General features: G+C 50.1%; 11 protein-coding genes. All 11 read right to left on the bottom strand.

All coding sequences use genetic code 11. The features are described 5' to 3' along the window. Nucleotides 1-103: 103 nt before the first annotated feature. Nucleotides 104-322 (bottom strand): DUF3717 domain-containing protein, encoded by a 219-nt coding sequence (locus HAV38_RS16390; RefSeq protein WP_168056436.1) that lies wholly within the window; start codon nucleotides 320-322, stop codon nucleotides 104-106. Between the two features lie 91 nt (nucleotides 323-413). Beyond that, nucleotides 414-806: a D-ribose pyranase gene (gene rbsD / locus HAV38_RS16385; RefSeq protein WP_168056435.1), complete on the bottom strand. Its 393-nt coding sequence runs from the start codon at nucleotides 804-806 to the stop codon at nucleotides 414-416. A gap of 66 nt (nucleotides 807-872) precedes the next feature. After that, entirely contained in the window at nucleotides 873-1,796 is a 924-nt protein-coding gene (gene rbsK / locus HAV38_RS16380) for a ribokinase (RefSeq protein ID WP_168056486.1), read from the bottom strand. Between the two features lie 65 nt (nucleotides 1,797-1,861). Next, on the bottom strand, nucleotides 1,862-2,872 hold the full coding sequence (locus HAV38_RS16375; protein WP_168056434.1) for a LacI family DNA-binding transcriptional regulator: 1,011 nt from the start codon (nucleotides 2,870-2,872) through the stop codon (nucleotides 1,862-1,864). Nucleotides 2,873-3,025: 153 nt separating this feature from the next. After that, nucleotides 3,026-3,988, bottom strand: a complete 963-nt coding sequence (locus tag HAV38_RS16370) for an ABC transporter permease (protein ID WP_168056433.1) — start codon at nucleotides 3,986-3,988, stop codon at nucleotides 3,026-3,028. Nucleotides 3,989-4,104: 116 nt separating this feature from the next. Next, entirely contained in the window at nucleotides 4,105-5,724 is a 1,620-nt protein-coding gene (locus tag HAV38_RS16365) for a sugar ABC transporter ATP-binding protein (protein WP_168056432.1), read from the bottom strand. A 228-nt stretch (nucleotides 5,725-5,952) separates the two neighbouring features. Continuing rightward, a complete protein-coding gene (locus HAV38_RS16360) occupies nucleotides 5,953-6,909 on the bottom strand; it encodes a sugar ABC transporter substrate-binding protein (protein ID WP_168056485.1) in 957 nt (318 codons plus the stop codon). Between the two features lie 835 nt (nucleotides 6,910-7,744). Further along, nucleotides 7,745-9,472: a PQQ-like beta-propeller repeat protein gene (locus tag HAV38_RS16355; RefSeq protein WP_168056431.1), complete on the bottom strand. Its 1,728-nt coding sequence runs from the start codon at nucleotides 9,470-9,472 to the stop codon at nucleotides 7,745-7,747. Nucleotides 9,473-10,217: 745 nt separating this feature from the next. After that, nucleotides 10,218-11,105 (bottom strand): hypothetical protein, encoded by an 888-nt coding sequence (locus tag HAV38_RS16350; protein ID WP_168056430.1) that lies wholly within the window; start codon nucleotides 11,103-11,105, stop codon nucleotides 10,218-10,220. 517 nt (nucleotides 11,106-11,622) lie between these two features. After that, nucleotides 11,623-12,084: a fimbrial protein gene (locus tag HAV38_RS16345; protein ID WP_168056429.1), complete on the bottom strand. Its 462-nt coding sequence runs from the start codon at nucleotides 12,082-12,084 to the stop codon at nucleotides 11,623-11,625. After that, entirely contained in the window at nucleotides 12,054-12,284 is a 231-nt protein-coding gene (locus HAV38_RS16340) for a fimbrial biogenesis chaperone (RefSeq protein WP_209216782.1), read from the bottom strand. The genes HAV38_RS16345 and HAV38_RS16340 overlap by 31 nt, the downstream gene beginning before the upstream one ends. Nucleotides 12,285-12,374: the final 90 nt, after the last annotated feature.

Below are 12,374 nucleotides of genomic sequence, written 5' to 3'. Positions count from 1 at the left end.
ACTGAAATTAGCACTGAAATGATGGGGATTACCGGTGCAAATATCGTATTTAACGCATGCCCGGCGGGCTAATCTTCATCGTCAATGTCAACTGCGTTCACCGTTAAGCGGTTTGATGGCTGCGCCACACGGCGATCAACTTTTGGGAAATAGCGTCAATCGACTCCAATGCGATGCTCGATACCTGATTGAAAATCATCAACGCATACACGGTCGCCAAGGCGTTAACCTCGGGTGACAACGCGCACTCCTCACCAATGGCGGGACGTTGGGTGCGCCAATAATTAATGGCTTCTTCGAGCTCAGGCAATGAAATATTCATAGCGTTATTGTACCCGGGGAATATGCCTCTTTATTAAGTTTCCGGGCGTTGTATATTTATTGCTACGCAAATCGTACCTTCAAATTACGGCTCAAAACACCACACCGGCAACTAAAATGATATTCGCATACGGCGTGCATTCGCCGGTCCGGACGATAGCGCGTGCCGCGCGGGTTAATTGCTTGAACTCGGCATGCGATACCACGCGCTGGTCAGGCAAGCCAAAAGTGGTAATTTCCGCAGCCAACTCTGGACTTTGGTCCGATAGCGCGTCAGCAACAATGTGATGCTCCACCTGCATTTCACTCAATGTCGTCTTCAGCGTATCGATAAAGCTGGGCACGCCATGTGTCAGCGCCAGATCGATCAGCGCTACGCCGGGCGGGACCGGCAAACCGGCATCTCCGATCACAACCATGTCACCGTGACCCAGTGAGGCGATTAGCTGCGATAAGGCAATGTTGAGTAGTGGTGTTTTTTTCATGGTTTAATCGCTTTGGTCTATGTATTTAATTTGAATACTCACCATCTTCACATCGCGTGCCAAAGCTTAGTTTGCAGCCGGCAATAAGTCACGGCGGTACGGAATGGAAGTTTGTGCGCCAACGCGCGCCACGCTGCTGGCGGCTGCGCGTTGACCGAAATCAATCGCTGCCTCCTCGCTTTCACCGTCTGCCAGCGCAGCGACAAAGCCACCAATGAAGGTATCGCCTGCGGCAGTCGTATCAATTGGGTTGGCTGGCTGTGCGGTAAAGTGCTGGATACCGTTCGCTAGCGCGGCGCGTACCCCTTTGGCACCCAGCGTTACTAAAATCCTGGCACACCCTATCTCGCGAAGTCTGGCGATGACGGCATCAACCTCGCTATCATCCTCCAGCGTGGTAGCGGTCTGCCCTACAAGCATCGCTGCTTCAATTTCATTGGGAATAAGATACGTCAGCTGGCGCAACAGTGTAGTCGGCAAGGTTTGCGCCGGGGCCGGATTCAAGACCACGATCTTGCCCATTCCGTGCGCCAACCGTATCGCATGCGCTACGGTTGCCATCGGAGATTCTAGCTGCAGCACAACCACGTGCGCCTGTGCAATCAAATCCTGTGCGGCATCAATATGTGCGGGCAGCAGTGCAGCGTTGGCACCGGCGGCCAGCGCGATGCTGTTTTGGCCATTGTCATCCACCGAAATTGCCGCTACCCCCGATGACATGCCAGCAATCGTATGCACATGCGTATCGTCAATCGCTTCATGCCGTAGCGCGGCGCGTAGTTGTGCCCCAAAAGCATCGTCGCCAAGACAAGCGATCATCGCCACGTTGCCGCGTTGCCGACTGAGGCGTGCACACGCAACCGCCTGATTGGCGCCCTTACCCCCGGGAATGGTCTGAAACACGCCTCCCGACAAGGTTTCGCCCGGATGCGGCATGCGTGGCACGCGCATCACCAAATCCATATTAATACTGCCGATGACAACAATCATTTGCTGCTTTCTCATGCTTTAATTTTTAAGTAGCTCAGTGGAAGTCATTCACCTGAAACACCTACCTAATCGCTTACCGTCGAACCTCTGACATGCAACTCCGGCACGATCGTGTGCCTTTGCGATGTCATCTCCGGGTGTGCAATACGCGCAAGTAGACACTCTGCGGTCAGTTGCCCCAATTTACGCGTATTCTGTGCAACGCTAGTCAATGGCGGGTGCACAAATTGCGCAAGATTAATATCATCAAAACCAATCACCGCCAACGCTTGCGGCACCGCAATACCGCGTTCCGCCGCAGCCCGTAACGCGCCGATAGCCATCAAATCGTTACAGCAAAAAATGGCGTCAGGGCGTTGCGATGGCACCAGGTCCAGCAAACCACACGCCGCTGCGTAACCCCCAGCGCTGGTAAAGTCGCCAGAGACACATAGCGCCGCGGACAATAGCGTGCCAGCTTGCGCGAGCGTCTGCCGCAAACCGGCGATCCGCTCGCGTGAAATCGCGATGCTTTCGGGACCGCCAATGCAGGCGATGCGGGTGCGTCCCAGTGTCAACAGGTGCTGGGCAGCCAACGCCCCGCCGCCAGCGTTATCCACCTCCACCAGATCAATCGCCAGATCATCTGCGAGGTCTTTCCTCGCGCGATCCAGCAGCACCGCAGGTACTTTCATTTTGCGCAGCAATTCACTGTCGGCCACACCCAACATCGCAACGATCAGACCGTCGCAGCGCTTGGTCAATAGCATATTCAAATAGTCGCGCTGCTTGGCGGGATCATCGTCCGAGTTGCACAAGATGACGCTATAACCGGCAGCGTAACAACTGTCTTCAATTCCGCGCGCAACCTCTGAAAAATAGGGATTGGTATTATTCGGAATGATCAACCCAATCGTACCGGTCGTCTTACTTTTTAATGACCGTGCTAATGCGCTAGGTACGTAACCCAGCGCATCTGCGGCTGCAATTACACGCGCGCGCGCGTCGTCGCTGACGGGCCGGGTCCGATTGAGCACGTGCGACACGGTGGTGTAGGAAACCCCCGCCTCCCGCGCTACTTCTTTTATAGTAGCCATGTGATTTTATTAAGATGCATCTGTATTTAATCTGAGTTACGTCTACATCAAGTAAAAGCTGAGTTGAAATTGCATCCCTACTAAGTTCTCATTTGCTATGAATTTAAAAAAAATGACTAATCCAGCGACCATTCTGCGCCTGAAATTGAACCCTTATGCGGCACGCTCGTTGCGCCGGCGATACGCATCAAACACGACCGCGGCAACGATCACCACGCCGGTGATAATGCGCTTCATCGGTTCACTAACACCGACTTGCGCCAGCCCTGCTTCCAGTACGGAAATAATTAGTACGCCGATGAATGTGCTCACTACCGAGCCACGTCCACCCATCAGGCTAGTTCCGCCAATGACCACCGCTGCAATCACCTGTAACTCCAGGCCCACGCCACCGTTAGGATCGGCCGCTTCCAGTCGTGACACCTGAAACAGCGCCCCGACGCCTGCTAACAACCCCATCAATGCAAACACCATTATTTTACTAGGACGCGGATTGATACCGGCCAGCCGCATCGCTTCTTCATTGGTGCCGATGCCGATCCAGTGCCGACCCACGACAGTCTTGGTGAGGACCAGTTGCCCGGCGATAACAGTCAGCAGCGCAGCCAAAAATGCGGGAGACAAGCCGAATGCAATTGGCGAGCTGATCGAATCTACCGCGCTGCCGATGTACACGGTGCGAGAATTGGTGACTTGATAGGCCATTCCACGGGCAATCTCCAGCACGCCCAGCGAGACGATAAAAGAAGGTATGCGCCATCCGACCGAGATGGTACCGGTGACCGCGCCGCACAATGTCGCGGCCAGAACACCTAGTACGCAAGCGGGAAACAAACCCCAACCCCATTGCACCATCGCCGTCGATAATACGGATGCCGCCAGCGCCAGTACCGAGCCGACCGACAGATCGATACCGCCAATAATCAGGACGAACGTCATGCCAACTGCCATCACCACCAAAGTCGGAATATCGTTGGAAAGCGTTTTAAAGGTTTCCATCGTCAGAAAGTTTTCGCTCAACACAGAAAACAAAGCACACATCGCCAAAAGCGCACCAATCAGCCCGATGTAATTAATCATGCCGGACATCGCTGTTTTTAGAGAAGTATTTGTCATTATCAGTATTTAAAAAAAGTTATACGCTGGACACAAGAAATGCTCATTGAGCTAGCTATGGAGCAAGCGATAGAGCAAGCGATAGAGCAAGAGAACAGTTTAAGGAGCATAGTGAATCATCCCGCACGCATGGCATTGCCAGCAACCGTCTCTCCAGATGGATCGTCCTTTGCCTTCGCATACCCGCTAAACGCTGCTTGCAAAATCGCGTCCTGACTCCACGCTCCGCGCTCAAAAGTCATCACCATGTGGCCCGCACTCATAACGGCTATGCGGTCACTAATTAGCATCAATTCGCGCAAATCGCTGGAAACAATCACTAATCCTTTACCTTGGCAAGCCAGTTCTGCCAGCAACTGATAAATCTCAAACTTGGCGCCAATGTCGATTCCGCGCGTCGGCTCGTCGAACAACATGATCGGGCAATCGCGGTAGAGCCAACGGGCAATCACCACCTTTTGCTGATTGCCACCCGATAATTCGCCGACCGCTTGGGCGCTACTCCGACAGCGCACTTTTAAACGTCCGATATAGTCGTCGGCTACGGCACCTTCCGCCGCACTATCGATCCAGCCAACACTGCTAACGCTGTCTAATTTTGCCAGCGTCGTATTGGCGGCAATGGATTGCGATAGCAAAAGGCCTTGCCCTTTGCGGTCTTCCGTGATCATTGCGAGACCGGCGGCGATCGCCATTTTGGGCGAGTGTATGTTAGTAGCGGTGGTATTGTCGCCGAAGAATAATTCGCCCTGATCGGCGCGATCCGCACCAAAAATCAGGCGCAGCAATTCAGTGCGGCCCGATCCAATCAAGCCAGCAATACCTAAAATTTCTCCAGCGCGCAGATCAAACGAGGTCGGATGCACAACGCCATGGCGGCCCAGGTCACGAACGCGTAACAACGGCGCACCGAAGGTCCGAACGCTATGTTCGCGCTCAATATCCACGTTACGTCCCACCATTAATCGCACCAGATCGTCGCTGGAATAACCTTGAATGTCGGCGTCGCACACCAGCTCACCATCGCGCAACACGGCAATCCGGTCGGCTACGCGCTTAAGTTCTTCCAGCCGGTGTGAGATGTAGACAATCGCGACGCCCTCCGCCTTCAATCGGGCGATCTGCAAAAACAACAATTCAACCTCGCGATCGGTCAGCATCGCGGTCGGCTCATCCAATACCAGCAAGCGACAATCACCGATCAAGTTACGAGCGATTTCAACCATTTGCTGGTGACCTACGCCCAGATCACCGACCTGCGTCCATGGATCAATATCGGCCAAACCAACGGCAGTCATTTGCGTCCGCGCCATTGCTTCCAGACGCGAGCGGTCAATCCAGCCGAAACGACTTGGTAACTGCTGCAAATAGAGATTTTCGGCAATGCTCAGGGTAGGAATCAAATTCAGTTCCTGCATCACCATCCGAATGCCGAGTTTTTCTGCAGCCTGGCGCGAGGCAGGCTGATACGCCTGACCGTCCAGTAACATGCTGCCTTGAGTGGCTGAAATCAAGCCGCACACAATTTTCGATAGGGTACTTTTACCTGCACCATTTTCACCGGTCAATGCCAATACCTGACCGGCGCAAATCTGCATCGACACGCCGCCCAAAACCGGCACTACATAATTTTTGCCGATGTTGGTGAGCGCTAATAACGGTGCTGCTGCTCCAGTATGCGCATCGATGAACGAGGCTGGTATTTTATTCTGTAAAATGTGCGTTGCAGCGGGCATGCGGCCTCCACCGGCGGTATTGTAAATACATTAATTGGGGCATCAAGCCGACGAATACCGCACTGCGTTAAGATAAGAAAAACAACGCCTGGAAGCAATTCAGACAACGCCGGCCTTACGCAAAACCGTACCAGCGACGGGTTGCCCAACTCTGCCGATGCAGACAGTACGCTAATGCGGCAAGAAAGCAGAACGCCGTCGGTCAGATTTACGTAAACCTGAAAAGTGTTACTTGGTGTCTTTAGTTACTAGCTGTACTTTGGTTTCGACTACGCCCGAAAGACTAGACTGCGACTTCTTGTCAGCGATTGCCTTCAACACCGTCTCGATGCCAAATACCGCTTGTTGCGAGCCAAACTGATCAACGGTCCCAAGTACACGACCATCCTTTAGCATCGGTTTGATGGCATTGATATTATCGTACCCTACGACTAATACTTTGCCCGTTTTGCCCGCTGCGCGTACTGCCGCGACCGCACCGAGTGCCATGTTATCGTTGCCAGCTAACAGCGCCTTAATATCGGGATGCGCATTGAGCATCGCCGCAGCCACTTTGTTGCCCGGGTCGAGCTCCCATTGACCAGACTGGACGCTGACCACGTTTGCGCCGACAGCTTTCATCGCATCCTGAAATCCGGCAGTGCGTTGTTGGGCATTAAAGGTGGACGAAACACCTTCTATGATGCCGACTTTATCGCCGCGTTTGATTTGCTTGCCGAGATAGTCGCCGACCAGTTTGGCACCCATCCGATTATCCGGACCGACGAACGGCACGACGATACCTTTTTCCTTGAGCGCGCCATCGTCGAGCTTGTTATCAATATTCACCACGATAATGCCAGCATCGATCGCTTTCTTGATCACTGGTACCAGTGCTTTTGAATCAGCGGGTGCGATCACCATGCCGTTGACCTTGGCAATGATCATTTGCTCAACGATCTTAATCTGGTTGGAAGTGTCAGTTTCGTCCTTGATGCCGTTGACGATTAAATCATACTTGGAGGCATTAGCTTTCTGATTGTCTTTAGCGCCGGTTTCCATATTTAAAAAGAATTCATTGGCAAGTGACTTCATGACCAATGCAACTTTAGGCTTGGTCTGCGCCATGGCAGGCGGACTAATGGCGGGTAAAGCGCATACCAGAATGGTGGCAGCTATTAGTTTTAGACGGGTGCGGCGGCACATACGCGCATTAACGGTATTCATCAAAAGTCTCCTGTGGTCTTACTATTATCTTTCTATTTATTTATTGATTTACGTGATGCTTAAAATTCACGAAAAGTATAAAAAGTCGCGAAAATCAATAGCGCAAAGGTTTGCGCGGCTTAATAATAGTACTTGGATCAAAAGGCGCAAGGTTTTATTGAAATGGTGAAATCAGGATTAATCGAGTCGAAGAAAGGAAATGCCATGTTGACCAAAATGGCCGCATCGCTCACGGTCATAAAAAAATGGTGCACAGCATTGCGCTGTACACCAGTATGCCAATTCACTCAGGCATTAATCAAACCATTGTCTCGGCCTCAGGCAATTTATCTTTACACTTTTAATTTTGTGAACAATTTGTTACCGCTATCAATGTAAAAATTATCTAATAAATTAAACTGAATATCTACGAGAAAAATCTGAATTTCGCTCAGAAAAATCTCTTTTCGACAAAGAGAAATCTGTACTAATTAAAATATCACTTTTCAAAAAAATGATTTAACGTCCCCATCTACTATCGCGATTAAATTACCACGTCGAGGGCGGTCCGAAATGTAATAAAAACTATGCAGAATTTTTTAAGGGAGCGTGTTCCGCAACAACCAGTCCGTCGCGTCGACCGAAGTATTAAGAGCGGTGACATACTTTTTGAAACCAAAAAATATTCATCCTATGCCATAGGAATGGCAAAAATGACTGACGAATAAAATAGTTAAATGCAGTTATTCATACTTGCGGCACACGATGTGTTTGAATAAATTTTTCATATAAATAAACAGACCGTCATGCCGCTCACAAAAATAAACTACAACCCTTACTTACCCGCTTTGGCGTGCAAAGTTTGATGCGCTACACTAGATTTTCCGGTCACTGGATTGGTCACTTTTAGCGTGACAACTACGTCGAAGTCTTTGGTTGCAACTTCCTTCAGCCGGATCATGGTCGAGACCGAATCAGGGGATTCCAATTCCACCATGTCTGCTTGCGTCACGCTCCATGCATACGTCAGTTCCCACGGCTGAACCTTGCCGTCTGGATCGGTAGAGCCGCTAGCGCCAAGTAAAGTGGAGACCCTGCCAAAAAACGTTGCATCCGTAATGCCACTGATCTCAAGCGCAGCGACAGGTGCTGCACCAATCACGTCCGGCTGTTCAACCACTTGCGCCTGACCGGTGTTGCCAAGGTCACCGCGCCCTTTAGGCCATGAACCCTTAGCCAATGCACTACCGTCACCCTCAATGGCAACAATACATTTGCTCTTACAGCCGATGAAATACACCGTGCCATCCAGTCCAATGGTTAGGGTTTTGGCACCGGCATTGTTTAATTCGGTACGCTTCCATTTTTGCTTGCCGGTGACGGTATCAATGCCATACAGGGCAAGATTGGTCCCAACATAGAGCGTGCCATCCTCACTAACTGCCGGTGTGGTGGTCATGTACTCTTTGGTTTGCCAGGTTTCTGTGTCCAGGAAAGGGAAGGTCCAGCGCAACGTTGTCGCATCGCTCTTGCCATCGTTGAACGTGGCTGCAGAGAGCGCCCATTTGTCGCCTTCTGCGGTATCCATGAAGTAAATGGAATTGCCTGCGATAACTGGCTCGGGCAGAAAAGTGGGGACGTTCTTGCTTCCAAACGTCGCGCCCTGAATCCGTTGAGCAGACTCGTGGTAGGCATCAGCTTTTGGATTGACGGCGTATAGCCCATAATCTTTAAAGCCAAACACGTCCGGATAACCGATCACATACAGCATGCCATCGGGGCCTGGCACAGGATGTCCTGTTAATAACCCCTTCATTGTCGGCCCGCGCACGATGTTGTCTTCTTTTATATTTAAAAAGATAGCCTCTTTGCTCATATCGGGAGATGTAACCGTATGCACGGTACCCTCGGCATCCACCGCGGGCGCAGGCGCATTAAAAACATAGCCTTGTGTAGTCAATGGCACTGTGCAATAGGCATGTTTGTAGGGCCGTTTTTCCCATTTAACCAAGCCGTCGCCGAAACCAATCGCAGTTACTAAAGAGTAGGTCATACCTTCATTAATGCGGGTTTTGCAATTATTGAAGTACAGCGTGCCGTCCCGGCCTAAGGTCATCGGTTTGTCCACCTTTTCAATCTTGTGGTCACCAAGATTGACTTTCGTCTGGCTTGAGACTTTACCGCTGATCCGATCAATCAGCGTGAGGCTGTTCTCGTCCGACGATAGCGTCGCAAGCTTGTCGCCCTTGAGCAGCAGATGTCTAGATGGACCCTCGACTAAAATTGTTTCCGTCCATTTCTGCTCGAAGCGAGGACTGGCTCCTTTGAACGCAAGCACATTGCTCCATCCTTTGGGTTCCTCTGTCGTGTAGAGGTCGCCCTGGGCATCGACTGCAAGATCATAATAACTGGCTTGATCACTACTCACTTCTCTGGTCATCCCGCCATGCTGCCATGTGACATCACCGGGTTTAGCCCAGGCGGTGCCCGAACAAAGCGCAATTCCTATCGCCAAAGGTAACAATCGGAGGGCATTTTGTTTACTTCTTTTTGGTATATTCATATCTTATTCGTTAAATTAAAAAAATAAAAAATCCAATTTAATTCACCCATACCGTGAAAGAGATCCGAAGCGAGCGATAATCCGACACTTCAATAACATCGTGGATAAAATTTTTTGGTCTATTGATATGGAAATATCAGTGGCGCTATTTCTTAGCGCAGGACGGTTAAGGGCGATTCAAAACGGTATCGAATGGGATCAATTTAACCTTGGTACACTCCCACCAAAGTCAGTAACGAAAGTTTCGGATCGCTATTTTTTGAGCCAGTATCAAACGTATAACTGGCTGGCGATATTCGCCATTCAACTTTATTGTCACGAACGGCTTTAGCGCCATCGCAAACGCCATCAGGAACACAGGTGCAATGGTAGATATTTGCCTTAAAGAAAAATAGAGGACTTATCTATATTTGACTAAGAATTTTCTTTAAATGACACAGATAAATCTGTATCAGGCAGAAATATCTGTATTCGTATTAATCAATATTCATCGGAGTGAGGATAAGTTGAAGCGCACCCACATGCGATGCAGCAGCCGCGAGTTGCCATCAAAGTTGTATTGAAACGAAAGAAATTGGAAGAGACCAAAGCATCTATTTTTGGTATCAATCGATCGAAATCGGGAGTTCACTACTTATAAGTCATAGGGCAACACGGAGCATAGTTAAAAAATGGTGTACAGCTATGCTGTAGACCACTCCTGTTAGGTTTTACTTAAAAAACACTCATAATATTAACGACTAAATTACTTATTTTTATAACCTGATCCGTCCTCCAGTACCAGCATCCGTGCTTCCAAATTTTTCATCTTAGTTTCAAGCGCGACAAGACCAGCCAGACGCGCATTAAGATCCGTCAGCTTAGCGTCAATATTACTCAGGTCTTTATCCAGCGGCACGATGACTTCGACCAATTGGCGCACGGTAACCGCATCGCTGTTGTCCGATCCGTCGGCAACGCGTTTGATTTGCCGATGACCACCAACTTCCTCGTTGGACCTGCTGCCCAGATAATAAGAACCGACCGAGACCGCACCTTGACGGCTGTTTTTTGCTAAAAAGTTCAATTTAGCTATATTACCGTTATAGACCACGGTGTCTTCTTGTGGTGTCTGGTCACGGTATTTGTCCAGCTCTGAGTTCGCGCCCAGCGCCACACCACCGTCGACGCGGACTTCGGCATCAGCACCAATCGCGGTCGAATAACTGGCGTACGCATGGCTGCTGTAACCAACGGCCGTGGTGTTGGTAAGAAGATTATTGGCAGAGCCGTCCTTGTCGCCAGCGACCGCCTTGAAACCTAACGCCGTGCCCTTATATCCCCAGGCGTTGGATTGTGAACCCACGGCCGTAGCGTAGGTGTCATATTTGTACCATTTGCTACTTAGGGTGCCTAGCGCGGCCTCAGAATCGAGTGTAGCAAAGGCGAGTGCACCCACCGCCACACCACCTTTTGCTGATGAAACATATCGTCCGGTGGTATTCCAGTTACCTTCTAACGAACCGCCCGCCACCATTGCTATCTCGCCACGTACATTCGACAAATCACCGGGATTAACGCTGAACGCGCTACCAGAAACGGTTAAGGCAATCGCTGCCAATAATATTGAAGAAGTTTTTTTCAGTTTTAACATAATCATATTTCTATTTAAAAAAATGGGAGAAATTCACACTCCGGCGAGGGGCAAGCCGACCGCAGGCAAAATCCGCCGCGCTCGTTGAACTATGCGGTTTTTTCGGCACTATTTATCGCGACCCATGGCAGTAAATGACAGTCATGACAATCGATGGAAGTCAATCAACTACGAATACATGCCGCCAATGGCAGTGCGCTGCGACCAAGGCCTGCAGACCTCGGAAAATATAATCGGCGTTTTCGGACCAGCCCAATATGCCGTCGTTTGAATTATCTTGAGTTATGGATTTAATGCCCGCCTTATTGTGGGCATAACCTTTTAGGGTGTTAATCGGCCTATTCGTACTATCTAATCATCAAATTTTAATAACCAATCGGGCAATTAGATTTTTTTATGTCAAAGGAGCTTACCTTTCATATTGATATACACGCATGCTGTTTTAAGAAATTGCGAATGTGATGGAAATATTGCAGTGATATGCGCCCCGCAATGCATTTACCGTTGCAGAGCACATTTATTTGTGACGCATTGTGAACGTCACGGCACCGTTCGCCACCCCAGCGGTTGGCTTCTCGGATATCTGCAAATAAGCAGCTTGTAATGAGATTGTTTGCTGACTTTCTGCACCAGCATGTCTGCCCATCAGAACGGGCGTGCCAAGATTAATCGGCTTGCCAGCCTCATCGGACAATTGGATACCGATACCTTGTGCGACATCCGGTTCAGGGGTCAACCCGATCACGCCTACAAGATCCCCGATCGGAGTTGTGGTATCTATCTGGGTGTAAATATTGAAGGCGGTGTCCCCTGCTGAAGGACAATTAAGGACAATATAAAACGGGGTTGATTTAGTTTTAGTGCCACTCCCACTAAAATCTGCGCCCTTGCGTTTAACGATTCTGAGAATGTTTTCTTTGCCGGCATCTAACCAGGACAGCGGCGGCGTTACGACCAATGCCGATTTATCTCCCGCCACACGCTCCGGCCCGCGTCGATCCAGGCCTGCACAACGTAAGGCGCATTACCCAGATTACGAATAGAGACAGAGGCCTCCCGCTTAGCCGCGTCGTATATCACACGCGTTCCACCAACGCTAATGCTTGCTGCAGCGTGCGTTGCGCAGCCGAACGACAACAGTGCGACTGCGCATGTGCGTGTAAAGTAATGTGGAAACATAACGGCCCTTAGCAATGCATAGTCGACAGAAATTAACGCTCTGGCCATTTACCAGACGCATTGCATTGTCGCTATAGGAAAATGAATTAA

Source organism: Glaciimonas immobilis, assembly GCF_011947285.1.
In the GTDB taxonomy this organism is placed as follows: Bacteria; Pseudomonadota; Gammaproteobacteria; order Burkholderiales; family Burkholderiaceae_D; genus Glaciimonas; species Glaciimonas immobilis.
Note: the sequence above shows the minus strand (reverse complement) of the source record. Positions and strands in the feature narration are given on the sequence as shown.

Coding starts and splice junctions, on each gene's coding strand:
- HAV38_RS16390 (WP_168056436.1), bottom strand. CDS start 322: ATGAATATTTCATTGCCTGAGCTCGAAGAAGCCATTAATTATTGGCGC.
- rbsK (WP_168056486.1), bottom strand. CDS start 1,796: ATGATTGTTGTCATCGGCAGTATTAATATGGATTTGGTGATGCGCGTG.
- HAV38_RS16360 (WP_168056485.1), bottom strand. CDS start 6,909: ATGTGCCGCCGCACCCGTCTAAAACTAATAGCTGCCACCATTCTGGTA.
- HAV38_RS16355 (WP_168056431.1), bottom strand. CDS start 9,472: ATGAATATACCAAAAAGAAGTAAACAAAATGCCCTCCGATTGTTACCT.
- rbsD (WP_168056435.1), bottom strand. CDS start 806: ATGAAAAAAACACCACTACTCAACATTGCCTTATCGCAGCTAATCGCC.
- HAV38_RS16350 (WP_168056430.1), bottom strand. CDS start 11,105: ATGTTAAAACTGAAAAAAACTTCTTCAATATTATTGGCAGCGATTGCC.
- HAV38_RS16370 (WP_168056433.1), bottom strand. CDS start 3,988: ATGACAAATACTTCTCTAAAAACAGCGATGTCCGGCATGATTAATTAC.
- HAV38_RS16365 (WP_168056432.1), bottom strand. CDS start 5,724: ATGCCCGCTGCAACGCACATTTTACAGAATAAAATACCAGCCTCGTTC.
- HAV38_RS16375 (WP_168056434.1), bottom strand. CDS start 2,872: ATGGCTACTATAAAAGAAGTAGCGCGGGAGGCGGGGGTTTCCTACACC.
- HAV38_RS16340 (WP_209216782.1), bottom strand. CDS start 12,284: ATGTTTCCACATTACTTTACACGCACATGCGCAGTCGCACTGTTGTCG.